At 66.1% G+C, this 17347-nt stretch carries 12 protein-coding genes; all 12 read left to right on the top strand.

Annotated features, from left to right (window positions below):
- The first annotated feature begins 97 nt into the window (after positions 1 to 97).
- The 12 genes from C8D95_RS15400 to C8D95_RS15345 all read left to right on the top strand — a co-directional run bounded on the left by C8D95_RS15400 (position 98) and on the right by C8D95_RS15345 (position 17347).
- A complete protein-coding gene (locus C8D95_RS15400) occupies positions 98 to 1228 on the top strand; it encodes an ABC transporter substrate-binding protein (RefSeq protein ID WP_109760081.1) in 1131 nt (376 codons plus the stop codon).
- A 46-nt stretch (positions 1229 to 1274) separates the two neighbouring features.
- Complete coding sequence (locus C8D95_RS15395) at positions 1275 to 2195, top strand: branched-chain amino acid ABC transporter permease (protein WP_109760080.1); 921 nt, start codon at positions 1275 to 1277, stop codon at positions 2193 to 2195.
- The gene (locus C8D95_RS15390) at positions 2192 to 3175 is read left to right on the top strand and encodes a branched-chain amino acid ABC transporter permease (RefSeq protein WP_109760079.1); all 984 of its coding nucleotides are present in this window, start codon (positions 2192 to 2194) and stop codon (positions 3173 to 3175) included. The genes C8D95_RS15395 and C8D95_RS15390 overlap by 4 nt, the downstream gene beginning before the upstream one ends.
- Entirely contained in the window at positions 3168 to 3917 is a 750-nt protein-coding gene (locus C8D95_RS15385) for an ABC transporter ATP-binding protein (RefSeq protein WP_109760078.1), read from the top strand. Before C8D95_RS15390 ends, C8D95_RS15385 begins: the two co-directional genes overlap by 8 nt.
- Entirely contained in the window at positions 3914 to 4600 is a 687-nt protein-coding gene (locus C8D95_RS15380; RefSeq protein WP_109760077.1) for an ABC transporter ATP-binding protein, read from the top strand. The genes C8D95_RS15385 and C8D95_RS15380 overlap by 4 nt, the downstream gene beginning before the upstream one ends.
- Positions 4601 to 4696: 96 nt before the next feature.
- Entirely contained in the window at positions 4697 to 5659 is a 963-nt protein-coding gene (locus C8D95_RS15375; protein ID WP_109760076.1) for a TAXI family TRAP transporter solute-binding subunit, read from the top strand.
- Positions 5656 to 6132 (top strand): DUF1850 domain-containing protein, encoded by a 477-nt coding sequence (locus tag C8D95_RS15370; RefSeq protein ID WP_241239837.1) that lies wholly within the window; start codon positions 5656 to 5658, stop codon positions 6130 to 6132. The genes C8D95_RS15375 and C8D95_RS15370 overlap by 4 nt, the downstream gene beginning before the upstream one ends.
- The gene (locus tag C8D95_RS15365) at positions 6132 to 8102 is read left to right on the top strand and encodes a TRAP transporter permease (protein ID WP_109760075.1); all 1971 of its coding nucleotides are present in this window, start codon (positions 6132 to 6134) and stop codon (positions 8100 to 8102) included. Before C8D95_RS15370 ends, C8D95_RS15365 begins: the two co-directional genes overlap by 1 nt.
- Positions 8103 to 8172: 70 nt before the next feature.
- The gene (gene putA / locus C8D95_RS15360) at positions 8173 to 11757 is read left to right on the top strand and encodes a bifunctional proline dehydrogenase/L-glutamate gamma-semialdehyde dehydrogenase PutA (RefSeq protein WP_109760074.1); all 3585 of its coding nucleotides are present in this window, start codon (positions 8173 to 8175) and stop codon (positions 11755 to 11757) included.
- 293 nt (positions 11758 to 12050) lie between these two features.
- Positions 12051 to 14549: a serine/threonine-protein kinase gene (locus C8D95_RS22780; RefSeq protein WP_109760073.1), complete on the top strand. Its 2499-nt coding sequence runs from the start codon at positions 12051 to 12053 to the stop codon at positions 14547 to 14549.
- A gap of 17 nt (positions 14550 to 14566) precedes the next feature.
- A complete protein-coding gene (locus C8D95_RS15350) occupies positions 14567 to 15457 on the top strand; it encodes a PP2C family protein-serine/threonine phosphatase (RefSeq protein ID WP_109760072.1) in 891 nt (296 codons plus the stop codon).
- A gap of 294 nt (positions 15458 to 15751) precedes the next feature.
- Positions 15752 to 17347, top strand: a complete 1596-nt coding sequence (locus C8D95_RS15345) for a phosphate ABC transporter substrate-binding/OmpA family protein (protein ID WP_109760071.1) — start codon at positions 15752 to 15754, stop codon at positions 17345 to 17347.

Here is a 17347-nt window from a genome sequence, read left to right as displayed (position 1 = left end):
GCCCGCTTTTCTTCCGCTCCCGCTCAATGGGGGTGGAAGACGCCCCGTCACTCGTGACAAGACTGTGGGCACAAAGGAACTGGGGGAGGGTAACCCGATGAATAAACTCGTTTGCGCCGCCGCGGCGCTCGCGCTGACCGTCACGGTGGCGGAGGCCGCGACCAAGGTCGGCATGATCACGACGCTTTCGGGCGGAGGAGCCGGTCTCGGCATCGACGTGCGCGACGGCTTCATGCTCGCTATCAAGCAATCGGGCCGCGACGACATCGAGGTGGTGATCGAGGACGACCAGCAGAAGCCCGACATCGCCGTGCAGCTTTCGGACAAGATGATTCAGTCCGAGAAGGTCGACGTGCTGACGGGCATCATCTGGTCGAACCTCGCCATGGCCGTCGTGCCGGCCGCGACCGGGCAGGGGGTCTTCTATCTCTCGCCGAACGCCGGTCCCTCGCAACTGGCCGGCGCAGGGTGCAGCCCGCTCTACTTCAACGTCGCCTGGCAGAACGACAACCTGCACGAGGCCGCCGGGGCCTGGGCGAACCAGACCGGCTACCAGAACAGCTTCATCCTCGCGCCGAACTATCCGGCCGGGAAGGACGCGCTCACAGGCTACAAGCGGATGTATGAGGGCGGTCTCGCAGGCGAGCTTTATACCGAACTCGGCCAGACCGACTATGCTGCCGAGATCGCGCAGATCCGGGCCTCCGGCGCCGACAGCGTCTTCTTCTTCCTGCCGGGCGGCATGGGGATCAGCTTCCTCAAGCAGTACGCGGACTCTGGCGTCGACCTGCCGGTGATCGGACCCGCCTTCAGCTTCGACCAGGGCATCCTCCAGGCCGTGGGCGCAGCGGCGCTCGGGGTGGTCAACACCTCGCAATGGTCGAAGGACATCGACAACGAAACCAACAAGGCCTTCGTCGAGACCTTCCAGGCCGAGTACGGCCGCCTGCCGTCGCTCTACGCCAGCCAGGGCTTCGACACCGCGAACCTCTTGATCTCGGCGCTCGACAAGGCCGAGCCAGCGGACAAGGAAGCCTTCCAGGCAGCGCTTGAGGAGGCAGACTTCTCATCCACGCGCGGAGACTTCGAGTTCGGTCCGAACCATCACCCGATCCAGGACATATATGCTCGCGAGGTGATCCAGGAAGGTGACGTCTTCACCAACAAGATCATTGGCGTCGCGCTCGAAGATCACGCAGACGCCTACGCCGCCGACTGCAAGATGTGACGCGACGGGCGGCCTTTGACCGGGCCGCCCGACAGCCTCTGACCCCATGTCCGCGGTCCTCGTCATCGAGCAGGTACTGAACGGCCTGCAGGCCGGCGTCATGCTGTTCCTGATGGCGGCCGGCCTGACGCTGATCTTCGGTGTCATGGGCCTCATCAACCTCGCCCACGGTTCGCTCTACATGGTGGGCGCCTTCGCGGCCGCGGCAGTCTCGGCGGCGACGGGGTCGTTCCTCCTCGGTCTCGTCTCGGCACTCGCCGCCGCGGCTCTGGCGGGGGCGGTGGTCGAGATGCTGGTGATCCGACGGCTCTACGCCTCCGACCACCTCGACCAGGTGCTGGCGACCTTCGCCCTGATCCTGATCTTCTCGGAAGGCACGCGCTGGCTCTATGGCTCGTTCCCCCTCTACCTCGACATCCCCGCCTGGCTGTCGGGCCCGACGCGCCTCCCGGGCGGCATCCTCTATCCGACCTACCGCCTCGCGCTCATCGCAGTCGGACTTGTCGTGGCCTTGGGCCTCTGGGTCCTGATCGAGCGCACGCGCCTCGGCATCCGCATCCGCGCAGGCGAGAACGACCGCGAGATGATCGCGGCACTTGGCGTCGATATATCAAGGCTCTACACGCTGATCTTCGCGCTCGGCGCTGCGCTTGCGGGGCTTGCCGGCGCGCTGGTCGGCGCGATCCAGTCGGTGCAGGTCGGCATGGGCGAGCCGGTCCTGATCCTCGCCTTCGTGGTCATCGTGATCGGCGGCATCGGCTCGATCCGGGGCGCTTTCGTCGGCGCGCTTCTCGTGGGTCTGACCGACACGCTCGGCGGCATCTTCCTGCCGGAACTCTTCAAGTTCTTCACCGACCCCGCCACCGCGCAGAGCGTCGGAGCCTCGCTCGCCTCCATGTCGATCTACATCCTGATGAGCCTTGTCCTGATCTGGCGGCCGACGGGTCTCTTCGGAGCACGGGCATGATCCCCGAGCGGTTCCTGAACGCACTCCTTCTCGGAGGTCTTCTGGGGGTGGCGCTTTTGGCCGATTGGCGCGACGAGCCCTTCACCATTACGCTCGCCACCCGCGCGACGATCCTTGCCATCGCCGCGACCGGCCTGAACCTGGCCCTGGGCCTCGGCGGTCTCGTCAGCCTGGGCCACGCGGTCTTCTTCGGGCTCGGCGGCTATGCCATGGGTATCCTCGCGTTCCACGCACAGACCTACGCGCCGGTCGAGCTTGGTCCGCTGGCCATCGAGGGCACCACCTCGATGCCCCTGATCTGGGTTACTGCCATCGCTGTCTCCAGCCTGGCAGCGCTTGTCATCGGCCTCCTCAGCCTCCGTACAAGCGGGGTCTACTTCATCATGATCACGCTCGCCTTCGGTCAGATGTTCTTCTACTTCGCCGTCTCCTGGAGCGCCTACGGCGGCGAGGACGGCCTGTCGATCTACGTCAGGAACGGTTTCCCCGGCCTCAACACGCTCGACCCGATCCAGTTCTTTTCGCTGTGCTTCGTCCTGCTCTGCCTCGTCCTCGTCCTGTGGTCCCGCCTCGCGCGGTCGCCCTTCGGCCTCGCGCTGAACGCCGCCCGCCAGGTACCCGCGCGGGTCGAAACCGTGGGCCTTGACCCAAAGCGCCTGAAGCTCGCCGCCTTCGTCCTGTCCGGCGCGATCACGGGTCTCGCGGGCGCGCTCTTCGCCGACCTCAACCGCTTCGTCAGCCCTTCGATGTTCAGCTGGCAGCTTTCGGGCGAGTTGATCGTCCTCGTCATTCTCGGCGGTGTGGCGCGCCTTTGTGGTCCGGTGGCCGGGGCGATGCTGTTCGTGGCGCTCGAGCATTGGCTGGGCGGGCTGACCGAGTTCTGGCACGTCTGGCTGGGCGCGATCCTCCTCCTGATCGTCCTCTTCGCCAAGGGCGGTCTCGTTGGCCTACTGTCGGGGAGGCCCGCCTCGCATGACTGAGCCCATCCTCGAAACCCGCGGGCTGACGAAGCGCTTCGGCGCGCTGGTGGCGAGCGACGGCGTCTCTATCGACCTCAGGCCGGGCGAGATCCACGCCGTCATCGGACCGAACGGGGCAGGGAAGTCCACGCTCATCGGACAGATCTGCGGGACTGTGATCCCGGACGAGGGCAGCGTGCATTTCCAGGGGCACGACGTGACGGACGAGACTGTCGCCGCCCGCGCAGGGCGCGGCCTGGGACGGACCTTCCAGGTCTCGGCACTGGCGATGGAGGATACTGTCCTTCAGAACACCCTCTTGGGAGCACTGTCCGCCTCGTCGTCACCCTGGCGGCTCTGGCGTTCCGTCCTCAACGACAGGGACCTCGTGGCTCGAGCCGATGCCGCTCTCGGCCGTGTTGGTCTTTCCGACCGGCGTGCGACGCGCTGCGCCGACCTCAGCCACGGCCAGCGCAGGCAGCTCGAGGTCGCGGTGGCGCTGACGCTCTCACCCCGTGCCTTCGTCATGGACGAACCCATGGCGGGGCTCGGCGCGGAAGGCTCGAAGGCGCTGACGGCCTTCCTCGACGGCCTCCGCGACAAAGCCCCCATCCTCCTCGTCGAGCACGACATGGACGCCGTCTTCGCGCTGGCCGACCGGATCAGCGTGCTGGCCGAGGGCCGCATCCTCGCCACCGGAACCGTCGCCGAAATCCGCGCGGACCCGGAGGTGCGCACGGCCTACCTGGGCGAGGACGCATGAGCCTTCTCGCGCTCTCTGGCCTCACCGCCTTTTACGGCTCGAGCCAGGCGCTGTTCGGCGTCGACCTGACCGTCGGGGAAGGCGAGGTCGTGGCGCTCATGGGCCGCAACGGGATGGGCAAGACGACGACCGTCCGAGCCATCTGCCGGATGATCGTCTCGAAAGGCGGGCTCACCTTCGCCGGACGCGACCTGCACGGGCTTCCCAGCCACGCCGTAGCACGTCTCGGCATCGGCCTCGTGCCGGAGGGCCGCCGCTGCTTCGCCGACCTCACGGTGCGCGAGAACCTGGTCGCCGCCGCGCGTCCGGGGCCCTGGGACGAGGCGAGGGTGGGTGACCTTTTCCCGCGCCTCGCCGAACGGCGCGGTCAGCGCGCGCGGACGCTTTCGGGCGGCGAGCAGCAGATGCTGGCCATCGGACGGGCCCTGATGACGAACCCCCGCCTTGTGATCCTCGACGAGGCGACCGAAGGCCTCGCACCTCTGGTCCGGGCCGAGATCTGGGCAGCGGTGGCGCGGCTGAAGATCGAAACCGGCATGGCGATCCTCGTCATCGACAAATCGGTGCGGGACCTCGCGCGCGTGTCCGACCGTGCCGTCATCCTCGAACGCGGCGCGACGGTCTGGTCCGGAGGGATAAATGAGCTGACGCCAGCGATCTCAGAGACTTACGTGGGAGTGTGAAACCGCCGCCGGTCATGGCCGAAAAACTCTGGATTGGCCTGATGCCCGAGCTAGTTTACACAGGCAGAACAACAAGATGATTTGGGAGGACTACCTATGAAACTGATGCACGCCCTCGCGGCGGGAACCCTCGTCGCATTCAGCGCCCCGGCTCTGGCACAGGAACAGCTGTCGATCGCCACGGGCGGGACCGGCGGCGTCTACTATCCCATGGGCGGCGGGCTCGCCGAAGTCATCAACAACCACGTCGAAGGCTATTCCGCGACCGCCGAGGTCACCGGCGCCTCGGTCGAGAACATGGGCCTCATCGCCACAGGCGACGCGGACCTGGCGCTCGCACTCGCCGATACCGTCGCCCAGTCCTATACCGGCACCGGCCGGTTCGAAGGTCAGCAGCTTCCCATGGTCCGCGGCCTCGCCTCGATGTACGCCAACATGATCCAGATCGTGGCTCTCGAGGGCAGCGGCATCACCTCGCTCGAGGATCTCAAGGGCAAGCGCGTGTCGGTCGGCGCACCCGGTTCGGGCACCGAAGTCAACGCCGAAGCCATCCTGACCGCCAACGGCATCTCCTACGACGACATCGACGAGCAGCGGCTGAACTTCAACGAAACCGCCGACGCGCTGGCCAACGGCGACATCGACGCGGGCTTCTGGAGCGTGGGCGCGCCGACTTCGTCGATCCTGAACCTTTCGACGACCAACGACATTGTCCTTCTGGCGCTCTCCGACGACGAGATCGCCAAGGCGCGCGAGGCCGACGCGACCTTCGCCGAAACGACACTGCCCGGCGGAAGCTACACCGGCGTCGACGAGGACATCACGGTCCTCGGCATTCCGAACGTGCTCGTCGTATCATCCGAGATGTCGGACGACCTGGCCTATTCGATCACCAAGGCGATGTTCGAGAACGTGACCGATCTTCAGGCGGTCCACCCGGCGGCGAACGAGACGACGCCCGAATTCACCATGACCGCGACGCCCGTCCCGCTGCACCCGGGCGCGATCCGCTATTACGAGGAAGCGGGCGTCACCGTTCCAGACAACCTGCGTCCTTGATCGAAAGGGTGGGAGGAGGGCTTTCCGCCCTCCTCGTCCTCATCGCCGCCACCGCCGGTCCGGCACCTGCGGGTGACCTCGTGGCCCTGAGCGAGGATGGCACCGAACTCCTGCGCCAACCCGTCCCTGAAGGGACGGGCTGGTGCGTTCTCTGGCACCACTCGGTCAAGGGGTTCGAGGTTTCGGACTGCTATGAGAACCGTAGCGGCCGGATGGTGCTGGTCCGCTCGCACCTTCCCGACTTCGCCGCCGGTCTCGACCACATCCCCGGACGCGGTCGGCAGGTGTCGGACGGGCAGGGCGGCTATTGGATCCTAGACATCGACGAACCCGTGCCTGGAAATGGCTATATCCTGCGTCCCGGACGGGGCAATGTGGATCACCGGATCGCTGTTGGCGACAGGGTGGTGTCCCTGTCCGAAGCGGCCCCGCGCGAGAAGGTGCGGATCGAACTGACGGAAGAGGGCGGCTGATGGTCACGGATACCGATGCGCACATCGACGAGCGGCCGCAGCCTCGGATCGTGCTGCGCGCCATCGCGGTCATCGGCATCCTCCTGTCGCTGTTCCAGCTCTACGCGGCGGGCGTCCAGCCTCTCGGCCTGTTCTTCCAGCGCCCGATCCACCTAGGCTTCATCCTTGTCCTCTGCTTCCTGATCTATCCCGTCTGGGGACCATCCCGCCCGCGAGGCGTCCTCGGCTGGATCATCGACGGCGTCCTGATCGCCTGCGGCATCCTGGTGGGCGCGTGGCTGCCCATCAACATCGACATCATCGCCAACCAGATCTTTCCGCGCAGCATCGACGTGGCCGTGGGTGTCCTGACCGTGATCGTCGTCCTTGAGGGCGCGCGGCGCGCCGTGGGCCTCGGGATGACGATCATCGGCGCTTTCTTCATCGCCTACGCTTTCGCCGGCAACCGGGGGGAACTGCCGTTCCTCGCCGACTGGATGCCTGGCATCATGAACCACCGGGGCTATTCGCTTGACCGCGTGGCTAGCCAGATGACGCTTGGCGCCGAAGGCATATTCGGCATCCCGCTCGGCGTCGCCGCGACCTTCATCTTCGTCTTCGTCCTCTTCGGCGCCTTCCTCGAAGTGACGGGCGCGGGCAAGTTCTTCATCGACCTCGCCTACGCCGCGACCGGCCGGCAGCGCGGCGGACCGGCCAAGGCGGCGGTCATCGCTTCGGCGGGCATGGGATCGATCAGCGGATCGGCCATCGCGAACGTCGTGACGACCGGCGCCTTCACGATCCCACTGATGAAGAAACTGGGCTATCGCCCTGCGCAGGCTGGAGGAATCGAGGCCGCAGCCTCGACCGGCGGGCAGATCATGCCGCCGCTCATGGGCGCTGGCGCGTTCCTGATGTCCGAGTTCACGCGGGTGCCTTACGTCGACATCGTGCTGGTCTCGATCTTCCCGGCCGTCCTCTACTTCGGCGCCGTCTACCTTCTGGTCCACATCGCCGCCGTGAAGCAGGGCATGACCGGCATGAAGGCCGAGGAGTTGCCCAAGGTCCGCGACGTGATGGCGGAAGGCTGGCACTTCCTCTTCCCGCTCGTGGCCCTGGTGGTGCTGCTTGTCGTCGGCTACTCGCCGATGCGGGTGGGCTTCTACGCCATCGTCTCGGTCATCGTTGCCGCAGGGACGCGGGCGCTCTGGGCCTACCTTGCCTCGGGTCCGACGGCGACAGGCTTCGTGGATCTCTGCCGGAGCGGTCTGGCCATGACCCTCGAGGCGCTGGAGCTTGGCGCGCGGAACGCGGTCGCGGTCTCGATGGCCTGTGCCGTCGCTGGCATTATCGTGGGTGTCGTGGGCTTGACCGGCCTCGGCCTCAAGTTCTCGGCCATGATGATCGCCTTCTCGGGCGGCAACATCGTCCTCGCGTTGATCCTCGTCCTCCTCGCCAGCCTAATCCTCGGGATGGGCCTGCCGGTCACGGCCGCCTACATCGTCCTCATCATCCTCGTCGGCCCCGCGCTGACCGAGGAGTTCGGCATCCCGATCCTGATCGCCCACCTCGTGGTGTTCTGGTACTCGCAGGACTCGAATGTCACGCCGCCCGTGGCGCTCGCCGCCTTCGCGGGCGCGGCCATCGCCGGGTCGAAGCCGATGGAGACGAGTCTCCAGGCATGGAAGTTCGCCAAGGGACTCTACCTGATCCCGCTTTTCATGGTCTTCAACGAATCCATTATCCTGGGCGGGCCGCTTCCACTGGTTCTCTGGAACGGCTTCATCGCCATCCTCGCGATGACGGGCTTCGCGGCGGCGCTGGAAGGGTTCCTGTGGCGGCCCATGCCGATCTGGCAGCGCCTCCTGATCGTATTCGGTGTCATTGCGATCTTCTGGCCCAGTGTCGGCATCGAGGCCGCGGGCGCGGTGGTCGTGGCTGGCGTGCTTGCGCTGAACTGGCGCGGGGGCAGGAGCGCGGTGGCCGCCTGACGACGCCACTTTACGCCGCGGCCGGGCTGATGAAAGAGTGCGCCCGACCCTGACAGGAGTGAGCCAGGCCATGCGCGACGAGATCCGGTCCCACACGCTGGCCCCCGAGGCGGATCTCGTCCGCGGTCTCGCGCGATCGACCGCCCTCGACGAGGCAGCACGCGCCCGCATTTCCTCCCGCGCCGCAGACCTGGTCCGCGCCGTGCGCGCCTCGGGCAAGGTCGGCATGATGGAGAGCCTCCTCGCCGAATACGGACTGTCCACGCGCGAGGGCGTGGCTCTGATGTGCCTGGCCGAGGCGATGCTGCGCGTCCCCGACAGCGGCACGGTGGACGAGTTGATCCGCGACAAGATCACGCCGCACGACTGGGCCAGCCACATCGGCGACTCCGGCTCGATCCTCGTCAACGCCTCGACCTGGGGGCTGCTGCTGACCGGCCGCGTTCTTGACGACGACGAAGGGGGCGTGGCTGGCACGCTGCACGGCCTTGTGCGTAGGCTGGGAGAGCCGGTGATCCGCCGCGCCGTGGGGCAGGCGATGGCCGAGATGGGGTCGCAGTTCGTTCTGGGCCGCACCATAGGCGAGGCGATGAAGCGCGGCCGTCCGATGGTGGCGAAGGGCTATAGCTACTCCTACGACATGCTGGGAGAGGCCGCGCGGACCGAGGCAGACGCGCTTCGCTATCTCGACGCCTATGCCCGCGCCATCGACGTCATCGCGGGCGCGGCCTCGGGCCGCGACGTGAGGACGAACCCCGGCATCTCGGTCAAGCTGTCCGCGCTGCATCCTCGCTATGAGTGCGCCCAGGCCGAGGCGATGCTGCCCGTTCTCTCTGACCGCCTTCTGTCCCTCGCAGAAGCGGCGGCGAAGGCTGGAATCGGCTTCAATATCGACGCGGAAGAGGCTGATCGGCTTGATCTTTCCCTCGATGTGATCGAACGCGTCCTGTCGTCCGACAGCCTGAAGGGCTGGGACGGCTTCGGCGTCGTCGTCCAGGCGTTCGGACGCCGGGCGATGCCTGTCCTCGACTGGCTCCACGACCTCGCCGGCCGTCTCGACCGCCGCATCATGGTGCGCCTCGTCAAGGGGGCCTACTGGGACACCGAGGTGAAGCGCGCGCAGGTGCTGGGGCTGACCGACTATCCCGTCTTCACCCGCAAGACCCACACCGACGTCAGCTACCTGGCCGGTGCGCGGAAGCTTCTGTCGATGACCGACCGCATCTATCCGCAATTCGCGACGCACAACGCCCATTCCGTTGCCGCCGTTCTCGAGATGGCGTCCGACAAGGCCGCCTTCGAGTTCCAGCGCCTGCACGGGATGGGAGAGCACCTGCACGAGGCCGTCCGCAAGGCCGAGGGAACGCGCTGCCGCATCTATGCGCCGGTGGGCGCGCACCACGACCTTCTGGCCTATCTCGTCCGGCGGCTTCTGGAGAACGGCGCCAACTCGTCCTTCGTGAACCAGATCGTGGATACCTCTGTTCCGGCTGAAGAAATCGCATCGGACCCGATCGCGAAAGCCGAAGCCGACGGCTTTCACCCGAACCCGGCGATCCCACGACCTGCGGACATCTTCGCCCCCCGCCGCAACAGCGCCGGATGGGACCTGACAGACCCTGTGACGCTGGCCGAGATCGATGCCGGCCGCGCCGCCTTCGCTGCCCCTTACAGCTGGACGGCGGGTCCTCTGACACCGGCGGAGCGCGTGGGCGCGGCTCGAGAGGTCCACAATCCTGCGCGCCCGTCCGATGTGGTGGGCACCGTCACCGAAGCCGAGGCGACGATGGTCGAGGCGGCGGTCGGTCTCGCTGTAGATGCGCAGCCGGGCTGGTCCGCTCTCGGCGCCCCTGCGCGTGCGACGATCCTGCGCCGCGCTGCCGACCTCTACGAGGCGAACGCTCACGAGGTCTTTGCCCTTACCGCGCGCGAGGCGGGGAAGACCCTTGCCGACGGCGTGGCGGAACTGCGCGAAGCGGTCGATTTCCTGCGCTATTACGCGCAGGAAGCCGAGACCCTCGGCGACCGTCCCGCGCGCGGGGTCATCGCCTGCATCTCGCCCTGGAACTTCCCCCTCGCCATCTTCACCGGCCAGATCGGGGCGGCGCTGGCGGCGGGGAACGCTGTCGTCGCGAAACCCGCCGAGCAGACGCCTCTCATCGCCTTCCGCGCCACCCAGTTGCTGCACGAGGCGGGCGTGCCTGCGAAGGTCCTCCAGCTTCTACCGGGCGACGGAGAGAGCGTGGGAGGGCCGCTGACCGCCGATCCGCGCCTGTCAGGGGTGTGTTTCACCGGCTCGACCGAGGTGGCGAAGCTCATCGACCGGCAATTGGCCAGGACCGCGCCGCACGCCATGCTGATCGCCGAGACGGGCGGGCTGAACGCCATGATCGTCGACTCGACGGCGCTTCTCGAGCAGGCCACGCGCGACATCCTGCGGGGCGCCTTCCAGTCAGCGGGACAAAGATGTTCTGCCCTGCGCATCCTCTACGTCCAGAAGGATGTCGAGGAGAAGTTGCTGAAGATGCTCTTCGGCGCGATGGAGACCCTCGTCGCGGGCGATCCGTGGGCCTTGGCGACGGATGTGGGGCCCGTGATCGACGGCGAGGCACATGAGGCGATCACCGCCTATGTCGAGCGGATGGAGGCTGAGGGGCGCGTGCTGAAGCGGCTGGACGGTCTCGCGGAAGGTCACTTCGTGGCGCCGACCGTGGTGCGCGTGTCGGGGATCGCCGAAATCGAGCACGAGATTTTCGGTCCCGTCCTCCATGTCGCACGGTTCGACGGCGAGAAGATTGCCGATGTCGTTTCGGACATTAACGCAAAAGGTTACGGGCTGACGTTCGGGCTGCACTCGCGGATCGACCGGCGCGTGCAGAGGGTGCTCGACCGGATCGGCGCCGGCAACGTCTACGTCAACCGCGACCAGATCGGCGCCGTGGTCGGAAGCCAGCCGTTCGGCGGGCATGGCCTGTCGGGGACGGGACCCAAGGCGGGCGGGCCGCTTTACCTGCAGCGCTTCACCCATGAGGGCGAGGTGGGCTCAGACGTCCTCCCGGGCAGCGATGCCGCATCCGTGGACGTCAACGCGACCGGAGATCGCGCGGCGAGCTGGGGCAGGGCGACAGACAGGATCGCCCGGCTGCGCTCGGCCCTGCGCGGACGGGCGGCGGCGGCGATGGCGGCATCGGCCGCGCTGGATTTCGGCCCCGTGAATCTGCCCGGGCCGACGGGGGAGTCCAACCAGTTGGCCCTTCTTCCACGCGGATGTGTCCTCTGCCTCGGGCCTTCTCCGGAGGCGTTGCTTGCGCAGGTCGTCCAGGCCCTCGCCGCGGGCAACGCCGTCGTTGCGGCGGCCCCAGGTGCAACCTCTGTCCTCAAGACGCTGATGCGCGACGATTTTCCTCTGTCCGTGCTCGACGGCGGCGCGAGCGACGACCTGCTTCGCCATCCCGGCATCGACCTGGTCGCGGCACAGGTGTCGGGCGCGGCCTTGAGCCGACTCCGCCGTGTGCTGGCTTCTCGCGAGGGGCCGGTGCTTACCCTCGTCACCGCCCATCTGTCGCCGGCGCTCTACGCTGCCGAGCGGTCGACCTGTGTGGATACGACGGCGGCGGGAGGCAACGCGACCCTCCTTGCAGAGGCCGAGGGCTGAGGTGAGTTGGAAACAGTTTCCGGCGGCGTCCGATAAGCGGGGTGGGCCAATTACGGCAATCCTATGGCTTCACGGGGCTTTTGCCGCACCGAGGGGCTCTGGCCCACAAGCCTGGCGGAGCTTAACGCGCTATAAACGTTAAGTATTTCCAGACCGGAAACATTTAGTCCCCGAGACGCGCGTTTTGGCTCTCCCGTTCCAATATCCGTAATTGCATCAACTTTTGGACAGATTTGTTTGCCATGTTGTGCCGAATGCCCGCACGCCCGGGCCAGATTTGCATAGGTATGCGTATGAAACCGAGCACAACGCCGAAAGAGTTCGTGGATCAGGAGTTCCCCGACGAGCTTCAGCCAGGCATGTCGCTGCTTCACGGTCAGTACACGATCGAGGAATATCTCAACAGCGGCGGCTTCGGCATAACCTACCTGGCCGAGGACAGCCTGCGCCGCCGCGTCGTGATCAAGGAATGCTTCCCAGGGGCCTTCTGTCGCCGGTCGAAGACGATCGTGGGCGTGCGGTCGCGGGCTCATGCCAAGGAATTCCGCATGATTGTGGACCTCTTCGTCCAGGAGGCCCGGAACCTCGCGCGTCTGAACCATCCCAACATCGTGGGCGTCCACCAGGTCTTCGAAGACAACGGCACGGCCTACATGGCGCTCGACTATGTCGACGGCCGCGACCTTCTCGAGATCGCCGAGGACCCGACGGCCCGGCTCGATCCGAAGGACCTCGAGACCATCGTGATCAAGCTGCTCGATGCCATCGAGTTCATCCACCACGAGGGCGTGCTTCACCGCGACATCTCGCCGGACAACATCCTGATTTCGCGAGACAAGGAGCCGGTGCTGATCGACTTCGGCGCCGCGCGTGAAACCGCGTCCCGCGCCACGCGCCATCTGGGCGCGATGCGCACGGTGAAGGACGGCTACTCGCCGCAGGAATTCTACATCTCGGACGGCGCGTCCTTTCCGTCGAGCGACCTCTATTCGCTCGGCGCGTCGCTCTACCACGTCATCACCGGGAACACGCCGCCGAACGCTCAGGAGCGCCTGACCGCCGTCGCGAGCGACGATCCCGATCCCTATGTTCCGATCGCCGACCGCACGGGCGGATACAAGCGCGAGTTCCTCGAAGCCATCGACCGCGCTCTGGCGATATTCCCGAAGAACCGCATCCAGTCGGCCGCCGACTGGCGCGCGATGATCACCCACTCCCGCGTCAGCTCGATGACCCGCGGGTCTGTTTCTCGCCCCGTCCTCGCCGTCGACAACGGCTTTGTCGTCTCGCAGATCAAGGACCTCGTGCGGGAAGAGAAGCTCGCTTCGCAGCTTTACGGCAATACGAGCGCTGACGGTGCGCAGAACCTTGCGACCGAGGCCGAGCTCGAAGCGGCGGGTCTTGCCCAACCCAAACGGCCGAGACGCCCGAACCAGACAGACCGACCCGATACGCCGCGTCCGCCGAGGGACTCCGTCACCTCGACGCCGAGCTTTGTCGATGTTCCGCAGGAAAAGGTCGTCACGCAGGTCATGCGCGACACCTCCGGCTCGAAGGGCAAGCTGGGTCTTGTCGCCGGTCTTCTGGCGCTCCTCGCCGCCGCGGGCGTCGGGGGCTATGTCATGATGAGTTCCGACGAGACGCCCGACGTCGCGGCGATCTCCGCCCCTGCCGAAACCGCTGAACGCGCCGTTGGCGTGCCGACCGAGACGGCCGAGGTCGAGACGCCCGTCACACCGGCCGCCGAGCCCGAGACGGCGGCTGCTGAACCGGCCGTGACTCCACCGGTCGCAGAGCCCAAGCCGACGGTGGCGGCAGCCGTGATCGTCCCGGCCGTTCCTGCCGAACCCGAAGTGCCGGCAGTCGTCGCCGAACCGGCGACCACGGGACCCGTGCCTTCCGAACCCTCCGCTGTCGAGAGCGAAGACGTAGCCGTGGTCGCAAGCCGACCCGACGTCACAAAGCGCCCGCCCACCCGGCCTGCCGCCATTGCCCTGCCCGAGGTTCCCGCCATCGCGCCGACGGTGTCCGAACGCGTCGCAACGCTTCCGAACGTGTCCAGCGAAATCCTGGGCGTGGACGTGGGCGCGGATGTCGATGCCGACCCGACGCGCACGGCGCCGATCGTCAGCGAGCCGCAAGTCGAAAGCGGCGGTCCGTCGGTCGACCTGTCGAGCCCGGCGCCGCTTCCGCCAGAGCCCACGAGGCCCTCCAACGTGATCGAGGCCTCGCCGCTCTTGTCCGGCGCCACCGCTGCCTTCCCGTTCACGCTCGAGCCGAACGGCTCGCTCAGGATCCTGGCCGTCGACGCCAGCGCGCCCGAGTGGCTGAAGCCGGGCTCGAAGATCCTGTCGGTGAACGGCCTGCCCGTCATCTCGTTCTCCGAGGTGCAGCAGGTTGTGAAGCTTCAGCCCGGCTTCGGGCTCGGAGCCTCGGTCAAGGCCACCCTCGGGATCGAGACTCCCGAAGGCCAGACGCTGGTCCGCAGCCTCGACGTGCCGACGGTTCAGGAGACGATCCTGCTGACCGGCGAACGCTTCCGTACCGCGCAGGTGAACGGGGCGTGGGTCACGACGGTCATCGAGAGTCCGACCGATGCCGACGAGACGCTTCGGACCGGCGACATCGTCGTCGCGTTCATGCCGACGAGCGAGCTGATCGACACGCCTCAGGCGCTGCAGACGATCCTTGCCCGCGAGATCGCCGCCGGCGCGCCCAAGTTCAACTTCGCCGTCAAGCGCGATGGCGAAATGTGGCTTGTCTCGACGACCAACGTCGAGGCCGGCAACTGAACCAGGGAGAGGCCGAGATGAACAACATGACCGCTCCTCAGTACGAAGTGGCGACGGCTCTTTCGCAGGGCGCGCGCGACGTCCAGGAAGATTCGCTCGTCACCGACTTTCCCCTTGGTCCGCAGGCCGGGTTCATGGTCCTCGCCGATGGCATGGGCGGGCACACGGCGGGCGAGATCGCCTCGACCATCGTGGTCACCGAGATGTTCGCCGAGCTGAAGTTCAAGTCGCGGGAGTTGAAGGACAACGAGGCGCAAGTGCCCCAGGTTCTTCACCATGCCGCACTGTCCGCGAACCAGTGCATCCGCGGCTATGTCTCGGACCACCCGGAAAGCTATGGCATGGGCGCCACTCTGGTGGCACCCGTGTTCATCGAGGACAGGCTCTACTGGGTCTCTGTCGGGGATTCCCCGCTGTATCTCTTCCGCGACGGCAAACTGAAGCAGTTGAACGAAGACCACTCGCTTGCGCCCGAGATCGACCTCATGGTCCGCTCCGGCATGATGACCGAGGAGCAGGGCCGGAACCACCCCGACCGCAACTGCCTGAAGTCGGTGATCTTCGGGTCCGAGATCGCCAAGGTCGATTGCCCGCGGGAGCCCTTCAAGGTCGAGCAGGACGACATCTTCGTGGCGTCGAGCGACGGTCTCCAGACACTCACGGACGTGGAAATCGAGGCGATCCTCGACGACCACCGCACGAAGCCCAGCCACGCCATCGTCTCGGCGCTTCTGGCGGCGGTCGAGAAGATCGACGATCCCGACCAGGACAATATCTCGATCTCGGTCATCAAGGTCACGTCCCGGACCCCAGTCGAGGTGTTCGACAGCACGCGGCATATCCAGGTGGCCAAGCCGCGCGGAGTGTCCATGCCGACGCGCGTCCTGCAGTTCGTCTCGGGCCGCTGACGCCGACCGACCACCTTCGCACGCCGGGCAGGGTCCACCTGCCCGGTGTGTTTGCGCGAAAAACGACTGCGGTTCCTCTTGCCACAATTTGACCTTTTTCCGCCGTTTTGTTTCCAAAATGGACATGAAAAAGCTGGGTCGATTTCAAGCCCGCGCCGCATTCATTCCCCATTCCTTACCTAAACCCAGCGTTAATCTTTAGCGATTTCCCTGTTTTCGGTTCCGACATCTCACCCGTTCGCGGCGGCGTTTCAGATAGAGCGCGGCGCGGGCCCCAAATGAGGAGCAACTCCAGTGGGAAAAAAGATTGAAGTCTTCAAGGCTTCGGTTTCCGCCGCCACAATCGCCGGTACTCTGATGATGCCGTGGGCTGCAGTCGCCGAAGAGGTCAGCCTCAAATCCGCTGACGGCACCGTCAACCTCGTCGGCGAATTCGTCGACTTCAAGGACGACAACTACATCATCCGCACGGTGCTGGGCGACCTTCGTATTTCTGCCAGCCGGGTGCGCTGCGAAGGCGCTGCCTGTCCGCAGATCGCCGGCAACGCCGCCGACGTGATGATCTCGGGCTCGGACGTCATCGGGATCGGCATGATGCCGCTCCTGATGACCGGCTTCGCCTCGTCGCTCGACGCGGACGCCGAGATCACCAACACCTCGGTGCGGGGCCAAAGCCTCGCGAAGTTGGTGGCTGACAGCGGCTTCGGCGATGACATCGGGTCCTTCCTCGTGACTTCGACGACATCCGAGGACGCATTCCGCTCGCTGATGACCAACGAAACCCAGATCGCCATGTCCGCCCGCCGCATCCTGCCGGCCGAGGCGAAAGAGCTGCGCGCCGCTGGCGCCGGAAACATGGTCGATCCGAACCAGGAGCGAATCGTCGCTGTCGACAGCGTCGTCGTCATCACCCACCCCACGAACGATGTCGGCGAGCTTACGATGGAACAGCTTCGCGGCATCTTCTCGGGCAAGTTCCGGAACTGGAAGGACGTCGGCGGATCGGATCACCCGATTTCGGTCATCGCGCAGGCGCCGGGCTCGACCAGCTACGACTTCTTCATGGACTACCTCTACGAAGGCCAGGACAAGCCGGTCTTCCGCCCTCAGGGCATCGCGGATGACGACCAGGAAGTATCGAACGTCGTCTACCTCGACCCCCACGCCATCGGCTATGTCGGCTATGCCTTCCAGCGCGGCGCGAAGGGCGTCACGCTTGTCAACGAATGCGGCATCGCCTCGCGTCCCGACGCGTTCTCGGCCAAGACCGAGGAATACGGGCTGAACCGCCGGATGTACCTCTACAACCGCGGCGACAACCTCGACGAATCGGCTCAGGCCTTCCTCGACTTCGCCATCTCCGAGGATGCCGATGGTGTCATCGGCAAGTCGGGCTTCATCGACCTCGGCATCCTACGCCGCCCGCAGACCAGCGACGACGAGCGTGCCGCCGCGCTTCTGGCCGAGAGCGAGGCCTATGACGCCGGCTTTGAAAGCACGGTGGCGATGGAAATGTTCGACAGCATGGTCAAGTACGATCGCCTGTCGACCACCTTCCGCTTCCGTCTCGGCTCGTCGAAGATGGACGAACGCGGCAAGCTCGACATGGAGCGCCTGATCTCCTACCTCGAGACCGCCCCCCAGGGCACCGAGATCACCTTCGTCGGGTTCACTGACAGCGTAGGCACATTCGAAGGCAACCGCAAACTGTCCGAAGAGCGCGCCAGCGACGTGATGCAGGAGGTGCGTCGTGCCGCCGGCAGCCGCCTCAGCCACATCACCATGAAGACGACCGGCTATGGCGAGGTGTCTCCTTCGGCCTGCAACGTGTCAGAAAATGGTCGCGCCGTGAACCGCCGCGTCGAAGTGTGGATCAGCAAGGACGCGTAA

The sequence above is a fragment of the Silicimonas algicola genome (genome assembly GCF_003148765.1).
GTDB classification, from domain to species: domain Bacteria; phylum Pseudomonadota; class Alphaproteobacteria; order Rhodobacterales; family Rhodobacteraceae; genus Silicimonas; species Silicimonas algicola.
Note: the sequence above shows the minus strand (reverse complement) of the source record. Positions and strands in the feature narration are given on the sequence as shown.